The sequence below is a fragment of the Thermoanaerobacter uzonensis DSM 18761 genome (assembly GCF_900129115.1).
Taxonomy (GTDB): domain Bacteria; phylum Bacillota; class Thermoanaerobacteria; order Thermoanaerobacterales; family Thermoanaerobacteraceae; genus Thermoanaerobacter; species Thermoanaerobacter uzonensis.
On sequence record NZ_FQUR01000021.1, the window covers coordinates 1 to 20421 of the forward strand.

The window sequence follows — 20421 nt, forward strand, 5'->3', positions numbered from 1 at the left end:
TGGGCCGTGTCTCAGTCCCAGTGTGGCCGACCACCCTCTCAGGCCGGCTACCCGTCGTCGCCTTGGTGAGCCGTTACCTCACCAACTAGCTGATGGGACGCGGGCCCATCCTTAAGCGGGTTCCCCCTTTCTTCATATGGTGATGCCACCTTATGACCTTATCCAGTATTAGCACCCCTTTCGAGGTGTTATCCCGGTCTTAAGGGTAGGTTGCCCACGCGTTACTCACCCGTCCGCCGCTATCCGACACTTAACTTGCGCTAAGTGCCGAACCGCTCGACTTGCATGTGTTAGGCACGCCGCCAGCGTTCGTCCTGAGCCAGGATCAAACTCTCAGGTTCATTTCCTTGCTCTTCTCTACACCTTTTTTCGCCTCACTGTCCATTTTTCAAGGTCCCTCCGCTGCTTCACCGCAGCTCCTCTATATTACCAAATCTATATCCCTTTGTCAATACCCTCTTTTGCTGTCTTGCCGCCTCAGCAGCGACGTTTATTAATATATCATTTTTAAAAGAATTGTTCAATCCCTATAAAACTCCATTATGTCGAAAAATAACGGGAAATGTTCATGTTTTTTTCTTTATACTCTTTTTTGCTGACTTTTATTCTTCTTTACAGTTATCCTTCAAAGTGAAAAACGTCTTTTTTTATCGCTGTAAAAATTCTTTTGTCTATCTCAGGTATTTCTTTCTTTAAATCTATTATCAAATTCCTTATATAATGTCTTGTCGTATGTCCTTCAACAGGGCAAGGGTTCTTTACAACAGGCAAATTATTCTTTTTCACCTCACTTCTTATGTCTTTTTCCTTAACATATATCATAGGTCTTATTACAGTAATTTTTGACCTGTCTAAAAAAGAAACTGGCTCAAAGGTATGAAGCCTTCCATTGTAAAACAAATTCATGATAAAAGTATCTATCAAGTCATCATAATGATGTGCTAAAGCCACTTTATTGCATCCTTTTTCTTTAGCAAAATTATTTAAGGCTCCTCTCCTTAAATTTGCACACAAGGAACATGGATTTTCTTCTTTCCTGTAATCAAATATTATCTTTTTTATATCTGTTTCTTTAATATAAAAAGGTATCCCTTTTTCTCGGCAAAAATTTTCTACAGGCGTTGGGTCAAAATTATCATAACCTAACGTCAGCATCAATCCCATTACATCAAATTTCACCGGATAAAAATTTTTAAGGAGATGTAATCCATATAAAAGGGTTATACTGTCCTTTCCTCCTGAAACACCAACAGCTATTATATCTCCCTCTTGTATCATATTAAAATCTTGAACTGCTCTTCTTATTCTTCCAAGTATTTTTTGCATACTATCACCCTCTCAATATTAATACTATTCACAGGAATATGTCAATACAATTGAATATTTTGGCTAATTATGATATAAAAAAGTTATTAGAAGTTATGAGGAGAGATGTTATGGCAGACGTTATATTAAGAAACACAAATATTAAAAGGATTTTAAATGGTCACCCTTGGATATACAAAACTGAAATAGATAGAATTGAAGGAGATTACACTCCAGGTGGAATTGTAAATGTTTTAAATCACAAAAAAGAATTCATAGGAAAAGGATACATAAATCTAAAATCCATGATAACTGTCAGATTATTGACCAGAGATATTAATGAAGAAATAGATGAAGAGTTTTTTCGAAGAAGAATTAAAAGAGCATGGGAATACAGAAAAAAAGTTATGGACAATTTGAGCTCCTGCAGAGTTGTATTTGCAGAAGCAGATTTTTTACCCGCTTTAATCGTGGACAAATTTGGTGACTATCTTGTTTTGCAAACTCTTGCATTAGGTATAGATAAATATAAAAATACAATAGTAAAGCTCCTTGTTGAGATATTAAATCCCAAAGGCATTTATGAAAGAAATGATGTAAATGTAAGAGAACTAGAAGGGCTTCCACAGCAAAAAGGATATTTGTACGGCAAGTTTGACACAATGCAACAATTTGAAGAAAATGGAATAAAATTTTGGGTAGACATCGAAAATGGCCAAAAGACTGGGTATTTTTTAGATCAAAAAGAAAACAGAAAAGCAATTCAAAATTACGTTAAAGATGCAGAAGTTCTAGACTGTTTCAGCCATACAGGCTCATTTACAGTACATGCCCTTCACTATGGTGCAAAAAGAGTTGAGACAGTCGACATCTCTGAGGAAGCCATTGAAATCGCAAAAAAGAATGTAGAACTCAATGGTTATCAAGAAAGATGTAATTTCGTATGTGACAACGCCTTTGACCTATTAAGAAGATATGACAAAGAAGGTAGAAAGTTTGATACTGTAATACTAGATCCCCCTGCCTTTACAAAAAGCAAAGAAACTGTAAAAGACGCATTAAGGGGATACAAGGAAATAAATTTAAGAGCATTAAAAATTCTAAGAGAAGGAGGCTTTCTCATCACCTGCTCTTGTTCACAGCACATAAAACCAGATATGTTTTTAGGTGTCATTAAAGAGGCAGCCAATGATGCTAAAAGAAATGTAAGACTTGTAGAACAACGTACTCAATCAAAAGACCATCCAATATTATTAGCTTCTGAAGAAACTCAATACTTAAAGTGCTTAATTCTACAAGTCTTATAAAAAAGAACACTTTCCCTATTTTTATCATATTGTGTAATAGGGAAAGTGTATAAATGAGGTGAAAAAAATGGAGAGGCAACAGCTGGGCTCCAGGCTTCTATATGAGGGTACCGTCGGATACGATGTCCTTCAGCTTCAAATGATTCTTCAAAGTTTAGGCTATGACCCTGGTCCAATAGACGGCATTTTTGGACCAAGAACCAAAAACGCTGTTATGAGATTTCAAAGGGACAATGGCCTTAAAGTTGACGGAATTGTAGGACCTGAGACAATGAGAGTTATAAATATGCTCATACCTTAAAATTTCCTGCTTCCCGGCTTTACAAGAGGAATGCCTTCTTTGCAAAGGGGACATTCCTCTTTTTCATATGTCTCAACATACAAGCTTACCACAGACTTAAAAGGAACTTCAAAATTTACCTTCCCGTCACTTCTATCAACTATACTTCCAACTCCTATAACATTGCCTTTTAAAAAATTAACTAAATTTATAACTTCTTTTACGGAGCCTCCTGTAGTCACTACATCTTCTACTACAAGCACATTTTCTCCTTCTTTGATTTCAAATCCTCTTCTTAGCTTCATCATTCCTTCTTCTCTTTCTGCAAAAAAAGCTTTTGCTCCAACCTGACGAGCAACTTCATAGGCCAATATAATTCCTCCAATTGCAGGCCCTATTACAACATCTATTTCGTGGCCTTTAAATTTTAATGCCAATTCTTTACTAAAAATTTCGCTGTATTTAGGATATTGAAATATTTTCGCACACTGCAGATAGGTATTGCTATGTTTTCCTGATGTTAATAAAAAATGTCCTTTGTTAATTACTCCTAACTTGCTAAAAATCTCTAAGACTTCTTCTTTTTCCATTTTCTCATCCCCTTTAATCAACCTTTAAAGAACCTATAATCTCATTTATGTCTTCTATATTGTTTAAAACCATGTATTGTTTTATTCCCTCAATAACTTCAATTGTGCAATTGGGATTTACAAAATTACAAGTGCCAATTGCCACTGCCTTCGCCCCCGCAATCATAAATTCTAATGCATCTTTAAATGAACTTATGCCGCCCATACCTATAACAGGAATTTTCACGGCTCTCGCTGCCTCATACACCATTCTAAGGGCAATAGGCTTTATAGCAGGTCCAGACAAACCCGCAATCACGTTCTTAAAAATGGGGGTTCTTGTATCAATATCTATAGCCATCCCTGCAATTGTATTAATTAAAGATACAGCATCTGCTCCTCCATCTTCTGCTGCTTTAGCACAAACCCCAATATCCGTCACATTTGGTGTTAATTTTACAATAACAGTTTTTTGTGTAACTTTTTTTACTTCTTTTGTTATATTAAATATATCCTCAGGATTTATTCCAAAAGCCATACCACCTTTTTTTACATTTGGGCAGGAGACATTTATTTCAATTCCATCAACACCATCTATATCAAGCTTCTTTGCCATATAAGCAAATTCCTCAATGGTTTCTCCTGCAATATTCACTATTACAGCAACATCATAATCTCTTAAAAAAGGCAGCTCTTTCTCAATGAAAGCATCTACACCCGGATTTTGAAGTCCTACACTGTTTAGCATTCCACAAGGAGTTTCATAAACTCGTGGAGGTGGATTACCTTCTTTAGGTTTTATTGTAAGTCCTTTTACAACTATCGCTCCTAATTTATTTAAATCAATATATTCTCCGTACTCTCTTCCAAACCCAAAAGTACCTGAAGCTGTCATCATCGGATTTTTTAACTTAAGTCCCCCAACTTCAACTTGCAAATTCAAAACTCCACCTCCTCTGCCCAAAAGACTGGACCATCTTTGCACACTCTTTTGTACTCAAAACCACTATCTTTTTTCACTTTGCAAGCGCATACAAGACAAGCTCCTATGCCACAAGCCATCCTTTCTTCTACCGATATTTGACAAGGAATGTTATTTTTCAAAGAAATCTCTTTAAGAGCTTTTAGCATAGGTTTTGGTCCACAGCCATATATTATGTCAATCTTATCAATTATATCTTCAATTCCTTGTGTCACCATTCCTTTTTTCCCAAAACTTCCGTCCTCTGTCGTGACAATAACTTCTCCTAAATTTTTAAACTCCTCCACAAGAAAAATTTCACTTTTAAATCCCAACGCAATATACAAATTTTTTGCTTTGATTTTTTTAGCAAGGTATAGAAGGGGAGGAATGCCTATTCCCCCTCCTACTATTAACACATTTTTGTCCTCATATAGTTCAAAACCATGTCCGTGAGGACCTGTTACTTCAATTGTATCTCCTTTTTTCATTTCGGATAAATTTTTAGTACCTTCCCCTTTAACCTGATATACAATTGTCATTGATTTGTCATCAACAGAGCATACGCTTATAGGCCTTTTTAGAAAAGTCTTGCCTTTGCAGTCTACCATTACAAATTGGCCTGGAGAAGGTATTCCCCCCTTCCACTCATATACCAATTTATAAATGCCACTGGCTATCTTTTCATTAGACAATATCTTGGTATTCATCTTTCACCTCAACAAGCGATGTATTTTCTTTTAACAAGCCCATTGTTAATCATACCTGTCATAAGAATTACTTCTGCTCTCGCCGCTTGTGCATACTCATATTCAGAATATACATCTTTCCAGTAAGGACTTTGATATGCATAGATAACGCTCCGGGAAGAATTTATTATCGCGCCAAGTCCATTCTCATCAAAACAATCCATTATATCTTCAACAGTCCCCCCTTGTGCCCCATAGCCTGGCACTAGAAAGAAACAATTTGGCATTTCCTTTCTTAGCACTTTTGCCTCCTCTGGATAAGTTGCACCTACTACTGCACCTATAGAACTATAGCCATATTTCCCAACTGCTGACTTTGAAATTCTATTTATTATTTTAGCAACTCGTTGATATACGTATTCTCCTGTTGCAGTTTTTATATCCTGTATATCTTTAGAACCTTTATTTGAAGTCTTGACAAGTGCAAATATACCCTTATCGTATTTAATCGCATCTTCTACGTAAGGGATTATAGTATCTTCACCCATGTAAGGATTTACAGTAATCGCATCAAACAACTGGTTTTGCATATATGCTTTTGAATACATTTTTGCAACCTCTTGTATATCTCCTCTTTTAACATCCGCTATTACCATAAGCCCTAAACTTTTGGCGTATTCAGCAGTTTTGAAAAAAGCTTTAAATCCTTCTATCCCATAAACTTCATAAAAAGCAACTTGGATTTTGACCGCAGGCACAACATCGTAGACTGCATCTATTATACCTTTATTAAAAAGGTATAAAGCTTCAGATATGCCTTCAATATTTTCTCCTTTTCTCTTAAAAGCAACGTCTTTTATAAATTGTGGAGTTTTTTCAATTCTGGGGTCAAGCCCCACTACAACAGGGCTTTTCTTAGCTTTTATACTCTCAATTAATTTATCAATAAACATCTACACCATCCTCTTATTGAAAATTTATTCATTTTATCGCATAAATATTCCTTTATTAATTATACCTCAATTTTTTCAATTTTTCTATCCCTTGCATATTTTATTTGACCTTCAACTATTGTGTATTCCACAACTCCTTTAAGCTTCATACCATGGAAAGGTGTGTTTTTTCCTTTTGATTTAAATTTATCTTTGTCAACTACATACTCTTCATAAGGGTCTACAATCACAATATCCGCTGTCGCCCCTACCTTTATTCCACTGGATATACCCAATATATTTGCAGGATTTATGCTCATGTATTTGACCAAATCTTTCATGTTTATTTTCCCTTTTTGTACAAGGAAAGTATTTATCACGGAAAAGGCTGTTTCTAAGCCTGATATTCCAAAAGCAGCCATGTCGTAAGGCACTTTTTTGTCATCCTTAGTGTGAGGGGCATGGTCTGTCGCGATTGCATCTATTGTGCCATCTTTCAATCCTTCTATTAATGCTTCTATATCCTCTCTTGTCCTTAAGGGTGGATAAGCTTTTGTGTTTGTATCGTAATTGTAGACTGCTTCATCTGTCAAGGTAAGATTGTGAGGAGTCACTTCAGCAGTTATTTTCACTCCCTTTTCTTTCGCTTCTTTTATAAGTTCGACACTTCCCTTTGTTGAGATATGTGCGATGTGAAGCCTTACACCAGTTGACTTTGCAAGTATGATATTTCTTGCAAGCATGACTTCTTCTGCTTCATGAGGTATTCCCTTAAGTCCAATCATTGTGGAAATTACTCCGCTATTCATTACACCTTCTCCACTTAATGTTTTGTCTTCACAGTGAGTTATCATGAGTAAGTCATACATTTTTCCGTATGTCATTATCCTCTTCATAAGCCCTGCGCTCATTATTGGAAAACCGTCATCAGATAAGGCAACAGTCCCTGCTTTTTTAAGTTTGGCCATCTCGGTTATCTCTTCACCTTTCATTCCCTTTGTCATAGCTCCTATAGGTAGTACTTTTACAACTCCTTCTCTTTGTGCAATGCTTTTTACATATTCTACTACTATTTCATTGTCTATAGGAGGATTTGTATTTGGCATGCAGGCAACAGTAGTATAACCTCCAGCTGCTGCAGCCTCTGTACCTGTTTTAATAGTCTCTTTCTCTTCAAATCCCGGCTGCCTTAAATGTGTGTGCATATCTACAAAACCTGGGAGTACATATTTACCTGTCGCATCAATTACTACTGCATCCGAAATTTCTATATTTTTATCTATCGCCTTTATTATTCCATAGTCTATTAATATATCCGCTTTAACTTCACTTCCAAACCCATCTATTACAGTACCGTTTTTTATAATCATCCTCATTTTAATTTCTCCTTTCACAAAGTATTTTTAAAAGTGCCATCCTGACAGCGACTCCGTTTGTCACCTGTTCTTCTATGACAGAATACTCAGCATTTGCTGCTTCTGAAGTAACTTCAACATTTCTGTTTATAGGCCCTGGATGCATCAATATCACATCAGGTTTTGCAAGTTTCATTCTCTCTTTATTTATCCCAAAATATTCTCTGTATTCGTCAATTGATGGGAATAGTCCACTTTTTTGCCTTTCCAATTGAATTCTTAGTCCCATCACTACATCCACATCCTTTATAGCTTCTTCCACATTGTAGTTAGCTTTAACTCCCATTTTTTCTATTTGGGGTGGCATCAAGGTGGAAGGGCCTGCAACTCTCACTTCCGCCCCCATCTTTTTAAGACCCCATATATTTGACCGTGCAACTCTGCTGTGCATAATGTCTCCTATTATCGCCACTTTTAATCCTTCAAAGCTTTTTTTCTTTTCTCTGATTGTCATCATGTCCAACAAGGCTTGGGTGGGATGTTCGTTTATACCATCTCCTGCGTTTATGATAGAGGCATTTGTGTATTTTGCCATAAGATGCGGCGCTCCACTCATGTTGTGCCTTGTTATTATCACATCCGCCTTCATCATCTCAACAGTCCTTATGGTGTCTATTAAAGACTCCCCTTTAGCCACACTGCTGGTTGCCACTTCTATATTGCCGTAATGGGCTCCTAAATACTTTGCTGCCATCTCAAAAGATAGTCTTGTCCTCGTGCTAGGTTCGAAAAAAATCGTCACAACTGTCTTTCCTTTTAGTATCTGTGAATATTTTTCTCCATTTAGAATTTTTTTCATCTCCTTTGCAGTATCTAAAACTTCCAGTATTTCTTCTTTCGATAAATCCTTAATGCCTAATAGGTCTTTTCTATCCACATTACCTTCCTCCTTTTAAAAAAAGAGTAGTAACCACATCACAATAATGTGAAATGGTACTACTCTTTTTGTATAAAATATTCTCTTTTGTTAAAATTAGGGTTTCAAATTTTGGCATAAAAAATCCTCCCTTTTTAGAGTTTAATGCTCCGGGAGAATATCTATCATTCTCCCTTTTTAGCCTCACTGGGCTAAATTAAAGGTGCTACTTTTCAGTTATTACCACTCTGTTGACTTTGTCTACTTCCTCCAACATCACATTTACTATTTCATTTTTTGATGTTGGAACATTTTTACCCACATAATCTGGCTTTATAGGCAATTCCCTGTGCCCTCTGTCTATTAATTCTGCCAGCTGTATTGCCTTAGGCCTCCCTAAATCGATAATTGCATCCATAGCAGCCCTTATAGTCCTTCCTGTGTATATCACGTCATCCACTAACACCACTATTTTACCTACTACATCTACACCTATATCTTTTTTCTTCACTAAAGGCTGTTCAAGGTCTGTTGTGAGGTCATCACGGTATAGGGTGATATCCAATGACCCTACTGGAGGCTTTTTTCCTTCAATTCGCGATATATACTTCGCTATTCTTTCTGCTAAAGGCACTCCTCTTGTCTTAATGCCTACCAAAACCACATCTTCAATGCCTTTATTCCTTTCCACAATCTCATGGGCTATTCTTATCAAGGCTCTGTCTATGGCTTTTTCATCCATTATCTCTGCTTTTATCTTCAACTTCACAACCTCCACAAAAAAGCTTCTTGCACTGGCAAGAAGCTTTTTATGCTACATATAATTATGCCAACCTTGCCAGCCTCACAGGACTGCTTAAAGGACTTCGTTTTCTATATATTATCACATTCTTTTCAACTTGTCTATAGGGAATATTTAAAAAAAATAAAAATTGTGCTAAGATGTTAGTATTGACACCAATATTAAAAGAAGGATGTGACAAAATGGAAGTAGGAAAAGTACCTGTAGAAATACTAAAAAGAAGTGTTTTCCCTTATCTGGGCGTTAAAAGAAAAGAAGTTTTAGTCCACTCCCAATTAGGAGAAGACAGTAGCATAATCGATTTCGGCGAATACGTGGCGGTCCTTTCAACAGACCCCATAACAGCAGCAGACAAATTAAGCGGCTTTTTATCTGTCATAATATCCTGTAATGACTTGGCTTCTTGTGGCGCAAAGCCAATTGGAATATTATCAACTATACTGCTTCCTGAAGGTACTGAAGAAGCTACTTTACATGGCATCATGAAAGAAATAGATAGAGCAGCAAAAAAATTAGGCATTGAAGTTTTAGGAGGCCACACAGAAATAACCTCTACAGTAAACAAGCCTATTATAAGCACAACAGCAATTGGCATAGCTAAAAAAGGAGAATACATAACCACAAAAGGCGCAAAAATAGGCGATGATGTCATAGTTACAAAAGCTTTAGGCCTTGAAGGCACAGCAATTTTAGCAACTGACTATGAAGATTTGCTGCTAAAGCACTACGATAAAGATTTTATCTTAAAAGCACAAAGTTTTATAAACGAAATAAATGTCATAGAAGAAGGACTTACTGCAGCACAAAATGGTGCAAGTGCAATGCACGATATAACAGAAGGGGGAATATTGGGAGCAGCTTATGAAATTGCAGAAGCCTCTGGCCTTGGCATTGAAATATATGAGGAAAAATTGCCAATACGCCATGAAACAAAAGAAATTTGCCGTTTTTTTGGCATAAACCCTTTAAAGCTCATATCCAGCGGTTCAATGATAATTACTGCCAGTGACAGCAGTAAAATAATCGATGCTTTAAATAAAACTGGCATATCAGCTACAATTGTAGGTAAAATAACAAAAGAAGGAAAATACTTGGTAACAGCCCATGGGAAAAAAGAGATAACTCCTCCTGAAAGAGATGAGATATACCTTGTAAATAAAGATAGGATTCCCACTTAATCCTATCTCAGATTAGACAAACTTTCGAAAATAGGATATTTTGCAATCGGTGCGACTTGTGACAAAGCGATAACAAAACTTAATGAGACCGAGGGTGGAGGCAGGGCCGAAGCCAAGGATGGCGGAGGCGGGCACTAAGACAAGGATGTCGAATGTGCACGGTACCCTGCCGGAACCCGAGGGTCGAGTTTAGTTTTGTCGCTTTGGAACACCGGAGTGACGATGCAAAATATCCTATTTAAAAAATTTTTTACTTTGTCAACAAACTGAGATAGGATTCCCATTCAATCCTATCTTTATTTATTTCTCAAAATCTCTATCAATTTTTTAAAATACTCAGGAAGTGGAGCTTCAAACTCCATATACACTCCTTTTGTAGGATGCATAAATCCTAAAACACGTGAATGTAATGCCTGCCCTTCCAACTTAAACTTTTGCTTTTTAAAACCATATATTGGGTCCCCTACAACAGGATGACCAATATAAGCCATGTGCACTCTTATCTGATGAGTCCTACCTGTCTTTATAACCGCCTCTATCAACGTATTTTCTTTAAAACGCTCCAAAACTTTGTACAATGTAAGAGCATATCTTCCATCCTCTATTACAGCCATCTTTTTTCTGTCAACAGGGTGCCTTCCAATAGGTGCTTCAATTTTCCCCTCTTCATCTTTTATAACTCCCTCTACAATAGCAACATATTTTTTAAAAACACTTCTCTCTTTTATTTGATTAGAAAGGCTTATGTGGGCCTTATCATTTTTAGCAATAACCATCACACCAGAGGTATCCTTATCAAGCCTGTGAACTATACCCGGCCTTAAAATGCCGTTAATTCCCGATAAATTTTTGCAGTGGTAAAGAAGTGCATTAACAAGTGTACCACTGTAATTACCCGGTGCCGGATGCACTACCATTCCCTGCGGCTTATTTATCACAATTATATCGTCGTCTTCATAAAGAATATCCAAAGGTATATTTTCTGGCAGTACATCAATTTTCTCTACTTCTGGGATATTTACAACAACCTCATCATTCTCTTTTACCTTATAACTGGGCTTTACCGTTTTACCATTTACAAAAACAAGCCCATCCACAATCAATTTTTTAATATAAGACCTTGTGTAATCTAACTCTGCCGCAAGAAAAACGTCTATTCTCTTTCCCTCATCCTCTTTTTCTCCTTGCAAAACTATCTTGTCAACTATGTTCATCACATCACGCCTTCTCCTTAAAAATCATAAGATATCCTAATATAATAGCTCCTATAACTATAAAAGAATCTGCAACATTAAAAACCGCAGGGAAAAATTTAAAATCAATAAAGTCTACAACATATCCCAATCTAACTCTGTCAATAAGATTTCCAATAGCACCACCTAAAATCATAGCAAGTGTATAATTATACACACTATTTTCCGGCAATTTAATCATAGAATAAATCAACACAGCTCCTACAATTACTGTTATTATTATAAAAAAAAGAGTCTTATTCTGAAGCATCCCAAATGCCGCACCTTTATTCTCCACATAAGTAAGATGAAAAAAATTCTTTATAACAGGATAACTCCCTATAGGCATAAGATATTTCACTGCGAGATATTTTGTCACTTGGTCAAGCAAAACTACAAACGCTACAATAATTATCTCCAACGTCAATTCCTCCTATGTATTCATTTGTTTTTGTAACCATATTGCTGTACGAATATATTATACAGGAAAATTACAAATTAAACTATAGCTTAATTTATAATTAAACCTTCTGCAAAATATTAATCTATGTCTGTAATGAATAATTAAAATTAAATATTTCCTTTAAACACAAAGAATCTAAATTTTATGCAAAACAAGCCATCCAATATAAGGCGCTTATTGCCTTAGATGGCTAAAAAAACTAATTAATTTTCTAGTCTATAATCTAATTATTTAATTCATACTCTCTCTTCAAAATAGAATACATCTTCATATCCCAAAATCTCCCTTTTATAAAAACTGTTTCTCTCAATATCCCCTCAAACTTCATACCAACTTTTTGCATTACTCTCTCAGAAGATATATTTTCCACCTTGCACCTTGCCTGTATTCTATTAAGATTCAACTTTTCAAAGCCAAACTCTATTATTTTTTTAACTACCTCTGTCATAAATCCTTTATTCCAGTATTTTTTACCAAGCACATACCCTATTTCTCCTGTCATATTCTTTTCATCAATAAATACATATCCACATGTTCCAATTAATTTACCATTTTCTTTTAAATATAATCCCCAGTCTGAAGGCTCACTATTTGCATATTTTGACAACAAAAGATTAATAAACTTTACAGAATCCTCAATACTTTTATGATATTCCCATGATACATATTTTGTAACTTCTGGATCCCTTGCGTATTCAAACATGTCTTCCGCATCTTCTAAACTTATTTTCTTTAATATAAGCCTTGGAGTCTCAAGAATGGGTTGATAAAACTTTTCCATATTTTTCGCTTCCTTCCTTTAAAATATATACAATTAATTTTCACTTACAAATTCAGTAAATAACCATTTTTCTTGAGCCAGTCTTCCTGCTTTTTATAATCCGGCATTAACATCTTTACTTTTATCCAGAAATTCTTTCCATGATTTCTTTCTTTAAGGTGTGCAAGCTCATGCACAACAACATAGTCTATTACAGAAATAGGAGCCATTATAAGTCTCCATGAAAAGTTTAAGTTTCCATTTGAAGAACAGGATCCCCACCTTTTTTGTGCAGACGTAATATTTATCTTATTGTATTTTAAATTACTCTTTTGTGCATACCACTTGACTCTTTCAGATATTATATTAAATGCTTCTTTTTTATACCAATCAATAAAGACTTCTTTTGCTTTATCTAAAAAATTCCTTGATAAATAAAAACCATCTTCAAGTTTAAGAGGAACCTCCTGATTATCTACTATATAAAGCTTATAATACTTGCCAAGATATAGAAAACCTTCCCCATTAACAAATTCTTTTTTTAAAACTTTAGGATCCCTTGCCTCTATCTCCTTCTTTTTCTCCTCAATCCACCTTGAATGCTTTTGTATCACATCAAAAATCGTCTTTTCATCTATACCAAAAGGTGCTTTCACTATAAGAGTAGCATTATCTGTAATCTGCAATGCTATTGTCTTTCTTTTTGAACGTATTATTTTCTCAATCTTTATGTCTAACATAATATCACTCCCTATAATGGCGATAAGCAAGTTCTAATAATCTTTGTGCTATTTCGTTTCTTTTGTTGTATATAATATTTGGATCTAAATTGCTTGTAATGTATACTCCTTCATCTTCCTTAACATTTTCATGATAGTTTTGAATGGGAGAAATTTTTTCAAGTAAATGTGAATAAATATAGCTTTTTAAACGTTTTTGCTTGGTTGGATTATCCCAAAAATCAACTGCTTGTATTTCTCTTTTAATCATCTCTAATACATCTTTTGTTAGATCAATTAAAAAGTTTAGATCTTTATCTGAAAGCTCATTAATTGATTTTTTACCAAATATTTTATCTTTTAATACTCCAAAAAATGGCATATCTTTTTTAGGGTCAAAACCAAAGGTTTCCTCATTTTCTCTACCTTTTTTTAGTTCTTCTCTCACTTTTTCTAATTCAATATATAATTCATCCCATTTCCCTTTATAATCTTCAAGAAGTTTTTTTAACCTTTCAGAAAATCTTTCATATAATTCTGGATCTTCCTCAAAATGTTCATTAATGTACTCATTAATTGCAATCTCTAATTCTTGTGCTTTTGCCTTTATTGGTTTTTTATTAAGACTATCAATAAATTTATTTTCAAGAAGTGGTGTAGGAGGTATTTTAGGATCTACACCTTTTGATATCAAATACTCTTCAATTATTTCTCTTACTTTATTACTCGCATCTCTTACGCTTAACTTGCTGTCTCTATATCTATTTCTTGCAGACTCTTTTATAAAAGAAATTATTTTTAAATCGGCAAGATATTTTAAGCTTTCAGGATCTGGCAAAACTTCATCCATAGCCCGGTTAAATTTTCGAACAATATCTATAAACTCATTTCTGACTTTCTCATCAACTAAAATATCAATACACTCTTCAATATTCTGACGCCAATTTTTTATTCCGTTTTTAGTGAAAAACTCTCCTATTAAATTATGATAAAACCTAAGAGCATCAACACTTTTTGCTTTATTTATTACAACTTCTGATATTTCTTCTATATCTTCATCAGCATATATAGAAAGTGCTTCTTTAAGGTGTTTTAAAACTCCAACATAATCAACCACAAAACCACAGGATTTATTATTATAAGCTCTATTAACCCTTGCTATAGCCTGCAGCAAATTATGTCCCTTTATTACATTATCAAGATACATTACCTGTTCTATCGGTGCATCAAATCCGGTTATCAACATACTTTGAACAACTATTATCCCAACATTTCCACCTTTATCAAAAGGAAGTTTGAAGCTTTTAATTATAGTATCGTGTTTTTGAGGATTGGTATATTCTTCGTATTCTGGAGGATCGTTTTGATCTTTTGATATAACAACACCTACTTCTAATCTTTTTAATGTATCCAAATCAATTTTTGAGTTTTTCTTCATCATCTCATTTATTTTTTCTTTAAGAGCATCTTCTAAAGCATTTTTATACCTTATAGCTGCAAGACGGGAAACTGCTACAACCTGTGCCTTAAATCCATTCGGAAATACATGGGTAATATAGTGTTCTATCATATCTTTAGCTTTATCACGTATTACCTCTTTATCTTCAAGATACCCTCTCCATGTAAATCTTCCCATTAACATCCTTTTTGTATCTTCATCTGCATCTTTAAAAACATCTTCAAATTTAGCATTTGCTGCCTCTTCATCTGATAGTTCTGCACTGTGTACTCGCCCTTCATAAACTATACTTACAGTTACACCATCTTCTACAGATTGTCTTATACTGTACTTATCTATATAATCTCCAAAAGTCATTTCAGTTTTATCTATTGGCGTACCTGTAAAAGCAATCTTTGTAGCATTTGGCAGGGATTTTCTTAAATTAGCACCCAAATATTTATATTGAGTCCTATGGGCTTCATCTATCATTATTAAAATTTTTTCGGATTCATTAAGAACTGGAAAATCACTTTTAAGCTCTCTTTCTTGAAATTTGTGTATCATTCCCATTACAAGCTCTGGCGTATTTGTTTTTAAAGCTTCTTTTAAATCATTTATGCTTCCCGCAACTCTTACAGTAAATCCCACATTTTTAGATGTATCATTTAATTGCTTTTCAAGGTCTTTTCTGTCTGTAATAAAAACAACTTTATAATCTCCAAATTCAGGATTATGATATAATTCCCTCACAACAAACATCATTGTCAAAGATTTACCAGAACCCTGAGTGTGCCAAATTATACCTCCTCTATCCTCTGGCGTTTTACCTTCTTTCAATTTTTTTATTATCTTCTTTGCAGCTCTAAATTGCTGGTATCTTGCAACAAATTTAACAACTGTACCTTTTGAATCCTCTTTAAAAATTGTATATGTATGAAGTATATCAAGTAAATTTTCTTTCGAGAGCATTCCTTGTACTAAGACCTGCTGGCTTGTAATGTTTTCTTCTCCTATATCGGATAAAGAATAAGGATAAGGATCTTTCCACTCAACAAAATGCTCATACTCTGATGTTATTGTTCCATACTTCGCAACTTGGTTTGATGTAGCAATATTAAAAATATTATACCAAAAAAGTCTTTCATTACCTTCAATTGCTCCCCTTCTATTACTGTATCGCATAAGCTGCTCTATTGCTTCAGAAATCGGGTCTGATATTGCAGGCGATTTGCACTCAACCACAACAACGGGCAATCCATTTACAAAAAGGACTATATCAGGAATAATGTGTTTTTCAGTTCCTGTTATATTTACTTTAAATTGTGATATTGCAATAAAGGAATTATTATCTATACTTTTAAAATCAATTAATCTAACTGTTGGACTTTTTTCACCAGTTTTTCTGTTTTCTGATACAGAGGTATTTTCTAAAAATAGGTCGTGGATTTCCTTATTAGCCTCTAATAAAGAATTAGAAAGGGGTGTTGCAATCTTCCTTATTACTTCATTTATCTGGTCTTCTTCTATCCATGGATTTATTTTCATTAAAGACTCTTTTAAAATACTTTCAAGAATTACATCTCTAAAACTTTCTCTAAATTTAATGCTTTCTCCATATAAAGGCTCTAAAGAAGAGTTAAAAGACAATATTTTTCTGACTTCTTCAGGATTATCTTTATTTTGCCTATAAATTTCCCATCCAAGTCTTTGAAGTTGTGAGAGAAATTTATTTTCAACATAATGCTCCTCATCCAATCTCATCTATACTTTCCTCCTCAATAAGATGGTTAACTCTGACTTTACCTGTAAGCAGATCCTCCATAAGTCCCTTTTTAATCCCTTCAAGCTTTTCTTTGTAAGCTTTTTCTTTTTCTATAACTTCATCTATTTGGGATAAAACTGTGGCAATACGTTCTTGTTCGGGAATGGGGGGTAGGAGGATTTTGAACAATACAAAATCTTTTTGGTATAAATGGTTAATAGTAGATCCAGCTTTAAGGTTATCAATAAATTTATCAAAAATAAATGAAGTGAGAACATAATACAGATATTTAGGATAATAAATGTTGTTAATCGATCTTAATACAAAAACTCCAGTGCCTAAAGTTGCTTTCTTGGGTAATTTATCAATATATGCGACTTTCCCAATCGTTCCATCTTTAGTGACTAATATATCTTCGGGTTTTAGTTGGATATTTTTATCCATGTTGTATCTTTTCTCACTTACATAAAAACAACTTTCCCATTTAATTTTGCTATTTTCAAAATTTACTCCTGTAATTAAGTAATATTTTCCATCTTCTAAGTATTCTTGAGTGGTCAACCCTTGCCAGCCAATTCTTCCCTTCAAAAAACTTACCTCTCCCAATCTCACAACTTCCCACTCTTCTGGTATCTTTCCAAGAGGTGAATCCTTGAATTTGTGAGTTTTTTCATTCCTTATTTGCCAGTTTTCATCTATGCCCTTTGTTAGTAAATCATGCATTAGCCCCTGTTTTATGCGATTATATTTTTCTATTATTTTATCTGTTTTTTCTATTGCCTCATCAACTGTTTCAAGTATCTCAGCAATTTTGTGTTGTTCGGGGAGAGGAGGGCTAAAAACAATAAAATCTCTAATAAATTTTGATGTTAAACCAGGCTGTGCTGAACCAGAAATCCTTTCTTTAATTTGATTTTGTCCAAATCTAGAAAACATCCAATAAAATAAATACTTTTGATTAAAATTCTTTTTACTTCGAATAATAAATAAATGTTCATTAATTGCAATATACTCAGCAAATTTTTCCTTTAATATTGCTACTTTACCTGTATTTACTCCATCTTTATTGATTAATATATCATTTTCCTCTGCTTTTCCTTTTTTCATAAGCTTGTAAAATTTATCTGGTATATACTTTGCATTATTATACGAAAAATTTATTTTTCCATTTTGCGTAATATGTTCTCCTCCTAAACTCGGTATACCTTTATCTAAAGCACCACCTTTAGGTCTTAATCCCGAAATTAAAGTAACATCTTTTTCAATAAAATTTTTTTTCCATCCTTCAGGCAGTTTAATATTTTCATTCATAAATATATCCCATCCTTTTTAAAAATTCATCTAATTTCTTAACTTCTTCATCTCTATCATTTCTTAATTCATTTAAAGAAACTTTATATTTATCCCATAAGTTTTCAAAAATCTTTATTAATTCTTTCTTTTCTTCGTTTAAATATTTCTCGAGTTGATTTTGTATGAGTTCAAAAAATTTTTCAAGTAAGAGTTCCTTTACTTCACTTTCTGTTAGTGTTTCAATTTTCTCATCTATCTTTTTCTCAACTTCTTTTTCTTTGTCGTTTATAGCTTTTTTTATTTTTTTGATTTCTTTTTCTTTTTGCTCAATTTTTTCTAATAAATTACTCCATTTTATGGCTTCTTTTCTTGAGATTTCATTATTTTGCTTGTTTAAGTCTTTTATCATATCCTTTAAAAATTCCTTTACTTTATTTGCAGTTTTATCGCCTTGCTCTTCTTCATCCCAGTCTTCCACTTCTTCCAAAATCTCATTCAAATCTCCTTCAAGCTCATTAAGATTGCTTTCCAGATTTTCGATTTCATCTAAATCTTCTTTAAAATATTTTTCCTTAATTCTATCTCTTTCAATTAAATTTTTGTTCCATCCATTGTTTATTATGCTTTTGAAGTCATAAACAAGGTCTTCCCACCAATTTGCAAATATACCCGCAATTTTAAATTCATCAAAAGTACCAATTGGCAGTAAAGTATTTTTTAGTTTAGCTAAAGACTCATCTCTAAATTTCCAGAGATTATTTTTCCCATAAAATTGCTCAATTTGTAGCTTAACATCATTCCACCAGTCATTTAGTCTTTCTTCGTGAGTTAAAGCAAGATTTTTTATTTCAGTGGAATCTTCAATAACTTCTTTAATTTGATTTTTTTCTTTTATTTCATCTTTAAACTCCAAATAATCTTTGTCTTTCTCATCAAGTAAAATCTCGTAATTAATATGCAATTTCTTAAATTGTTCTTCATAATTTGCTACTTCTTTTTTAGGTATACCACCAAAAAGATGTGCATGAACATCGTTAATTTCTATATCTGGAGAATTATCCACATACCTTCTTATATTAAGGTTAAAGTCATTTTCTTCAATCTCTTTGATATCAACCAATCTTGAATATTTGGGTATATCTTTTTTACTGTCAAATACATCAACTATTTTTTCTATGTCTTCTGGCCTTAAAAAGTTTTGGCTCCTACCTTCTCCATATTCTCTATCTGCATTTATAAATAAAATCTTGTTTTTTAGATTTTCTGGTTTGTTTTTGTTGATCACAATAACGCAAGCGGGTATGCCTGTATTGTAAAAAAGCTTAGGGGGTAAGCCTATAATTGCTTCTATAATGCCTTCTTTTACAATTTCTTCTCTAATTACTTTTTCCTGACCACCTCTGAATAAAACTCCATGAGGCATGACAGTTGCCATAATACCATTATCTTTTAGGCTCGCAATCATGTGCTGTAAAAACATAAGGTCAGCTTTTTTTCCTGTCTCAGGTGTAAATCCATATTTAAATCTTTCTTGAAATTGCATATTTGCACGTGTATAGTTTTCTGAAAAAGGTGGATTTGCAAGCACTATGTCAAATTTTTTTATATATCCATTTTCTAAAAACATAGGAGTTGTTAGTACATCTTCATTCTCTATATGGGCATCGTTAATACCGTGTAAAATCATATTCATTTTACATATAGACCACGTCAATCCATTGTTTTCCTGACCATATAGTCCTAAATTGTTTGTATTTTGTCCTCGTTCTTCTACATAATGAAATGCTTCAATTAAAAAACCGCCGGAACCTACTGTTGGGTCATATATTAACATGCCTTCTTTTGGCTTCACAAGTCTTACCATTAATTTTTTTACATGAGAGGGCGTATAAAATTCCCCCCCTTTTTTGCCTGCCGAATCTGCAAATTCTTTTAATAAATACTCATAAGCGGCACCAAGAAGGTCAGGGAATTCAAAGTTTGAAGGAAGTAATTCATATTTATTAAAGTGATTTATAAGGTCTATAAGCTGCTGGTCTTTAAGACGTGACCTCCCCTTTACAGCATTAAAATCAATATGTTTTAAAACACCGTCAAGTTCAGGATTTGCTTCCTCTAAAGCACCTAAAGCTTTATTTAACTTATTGCCAACATCTTCTTTAAATTTTAGTATATTTCCCCATCTTGCTCTTTCAGGTACAAAAAAAGTATCACCATAAGAACTTGGGTCTTCCAACAAGTCTTCAATCTGTTCTTTTGAAAAACCCATTTGTGTAAATTTATTTATTAAATCTTTTCGTTTACTCTCAAAAACATCTGAAGTATACTTTAAAAAAAGCATGCCAAATATATATTCTTTATATTCGGAGGCATCCATTTTACCCCTTAAAATATCTGCCGCCTTAAACAAATGTGTTTCAAGCTGTCTTAAACTTATTTTATCGCCATTCATCAATG

The 20421-nt window shown here is 33.9% G+C and carries 18 protein-coding genes and 1 rRNA gene; 3 read left to right on the forward strand and 16 right to left on the reverse strand.

Translation table 11 applies throughout. The features are described 5' to 3' along the window. Positions 1-341: ribosomal RNA gene (locus BUB32_RS11075) — 16S ribosomal RNA — on the reverse strand; the annotation flags it as partial. 277 nt (positions 342-618) lie between these two features. Beyond that, a complete protein-coding gene (locus BUB32_RS11080) occupies positions 619-1326 on the reverse strand; it encodes a tRNA 2-thiocytidine biosynthesis TtcA family protein (protein ID WP_072969435.1) in 708 nt (235 codons plus the stop codon). Between the two features lie 110 nt (positions 1327-1436). Between BUB32_RS11080 and BUB32_RS11085 the strand changes: the two genes are divergently transcribed. Further along, positions 1437-2612, forward strand: a complete 1176-nt coding sequence (locus BUB32_RS11085; protein WP_072969436.1) for a class I SAM-dependent rRNA methyltransferase — start codon at positions 1437-1439, stop codon at positions 2610-2612. 67 nt (positions 2613-2679) lie between these two features. After that, positions 2680-2913 (forward strand): peptidoglycan-binding domain-containing protein, encoded by a 234-nt coding sequence (locus BUB32_RS11090; protein ID WP_003868407.1) that lies wholly within the window; start codon positions 2680-2682, stop codon positions 2911-2913. Here BUB32_RS11090 and pyrE read toward each other — a convergent pair. The 7 genes from pyrE to pyrR form a co-directional block, all read right to left on the reverse strand. After that, complete coding sequence (pyrE, locus tag BUB32_RS11095; protein ID WP_072969437.1) at positions 2910-3482, reverse strand: orotate phosphoribosyltransferase; 573 nt, start codon at positions 3480-3482, stop codon at positions 2910-2912. The two genes, BUB32_RS11090 and pyrE, sit on opposite strands and share 4 nt — an antisense overlap. 13 nt (positions 3483-3495) lie before the next feature. Further along, complete coding sequence (locus tag BUB32_RS11100; protein ID WP_072969438.1) at positions 3496-4404, reverse strand: dihydroorotate dehydrogenase; 909 nt, start codon at positions 4402-4404, stop codon at positions 3496-3498. Continuing rightward, positions 4401-5132 (reverse strand): dihydroorotate dehydrogenase electron transfer subunit, encoded by a 732-nt coding sequence (locus BUB32_RS11105; RefSeq protein WP_072969439.1) that lies wholly within the window; start codon positions 5130-5132, stop codon positions 4401-4403. Before BUB32_RS11105 ends, BUB32_RS11100 begins: the two co-directional genes overlap by 4 nt. Positions 5133-5140: 8 nt before the next feature. Then, a complete protein-coding gene (gene pyrF, locus BUB32_RS11110; RefSeq protein WP_072969440.1) occupies positions 5141-6064 on the reverse strand; it encodes an orotidine-5'-phosphate decarboxylase in 924 nt (307 codons plus the stop codon). 59 nt (positions 6065-6123) lie between these two features. Next, complete coding sequence (locus BUB32_RS11115; protein WP_072969441.1) at positions 6124-7419, reverse strand: dihydroorotase; 1296 nt, start codon at positions 7417-7419, stop codon at positions 6124-6126. 1 nt (position 7420) lies between these two features. Beyond that, positions 7421-8335 carry an aspartate carbamoyltransferase catalytic subunit gene (locus tag BUB32_RS11120; protein WP_072969442.1) on the reverse strand — a complete coding sequence of 305 codons (915 nt, stop codon included), beginning with the start codon at positions 8333-8335 and terminating at the stop codon, positions 7421-7423. 205 nt (positions 8336-8540) lie between these two features. Then, the gene (gene pyrR, locus BUB32_RS11125; protein WP_003868400.1) at positions 8541-9077 is read right to left on the reverse strand and encodes a bifunctional pyr operon transcriptional regulator/uracil phosphoribosyltransferase PyrR; all 537 of its coding nucleotides are present in this window, start codon (positions 9075-9077) and stop codon (positions 8541-8543) included. A 221-nt stretch (positions 9078-9298) separates the two neighbouring features. Between pyrR and BUB32_RS11130 the strand changes: the two genes are divergently transcribed. Beyond that, on the forward strand, positions 9299-10294 hold the full coding sequence (locus tag BUB32_RS11130; protein ID WP_072969443.1) for an AIR synthase family protein: 996 nt from the start codon (positions 9299-9301) through the stop codon (positions 10292-10294). 296 nt (positions 10295-10590) lie between these two features. Here the strand turns inward: BUB32_RS11130 and BUB32_RS11135 are convergent, their stop codons facing one another. From BUB32_RS11135 to BUB32_RS11165, 7 genes are all read right to left on the reverse strand, one after another. Beyond that, positions 10591-11508: an RluA family pseudouridine synthase gene (locus tag BUB32_RS11135; RefSeq protein WP_072969457.1), complete on the reverse strand. Its 918-nt coding sequence runs from the start codon at positions 11506-11508 to the stop codon at positions 10591-10593. A 4-nt stretch (positions 11509-11512) separates the two neighbouring features. Then, positions 11513-11947, reverse strand: coding sequence for a signal peptidase II (gene lspA / locus BUB32_RS11140; protein ID WP_072969444.1), 435 nt, complete (start codon positions 11945-11947; stop codon positions 11513-11515). A gap of 265 nt (positions 11948-12212) precedes the next feature. Beyond that, positions 12213-12770 (reverse strand): GNAT family N-acetyltransferase, encoded by a 558-nt coding sequence (locus BUB32_RS11145; RefSeq protein ID WP_072969445.1) that lies wholly within the window; start codon positions 12768-12770, stop codon positions 12213-12215. A gap of 44 nt (positions 12771-12814) precedes the next feature. Continuing rightward, on the reverse strand, positions 12815-13489 hold the full coding sequence (locus tag BUB32_RS11150) for a M48 family metallopeptidase (protein ID WP_072969446.1): 675 nt from the start codon (positions 13487-13489) through the stop codon (positions 12815-12817). 4 nt (positions 13490-13493) lie between these two features. Beyond that, positions 13494-16670, reverse strand: coding sequence for a type I restriction endonuclease subunit R (locus tag BUB32_RS11155; RefSeq protein WP_072969447.1), 3177 nt, complete (start codon positions 16668-16670; stop codon positions 13494-13496). Continuing rightward, on the reverse strand, positions 16657-17982 hold the full coding sequence (locus tag BUB32_RS11160; RefSeq protein WP_072969448.1) for a restriction endonuclease subunit S: 1326 nt from the start codon (positions 17980-17982) through the stop codon (positions 16657-16659). The genes BUB32_RS11155 and BUB32_RS11160 overlap by 14 nt, the downstream gene beginning before the upstream one ends. After that, the gene (locus BUB32_RS11165) at positions 17975-20416 is read right to left on the reverse strand and encodes a type I restriction-modification system subunit M (protein ID WP_072969449.1); all 2442 of its coding nucleotides are present in this window, start codon (positions 20414-20416) and stop codon (positions 17975-17977) included. Before BUB32_RS11165 ends, BUB32_RS11160 begins: the two co-directional genes overlap by 8 nt. Between the last annotated feature and the right edge of the window lie 5 nt (positions 20417-20421).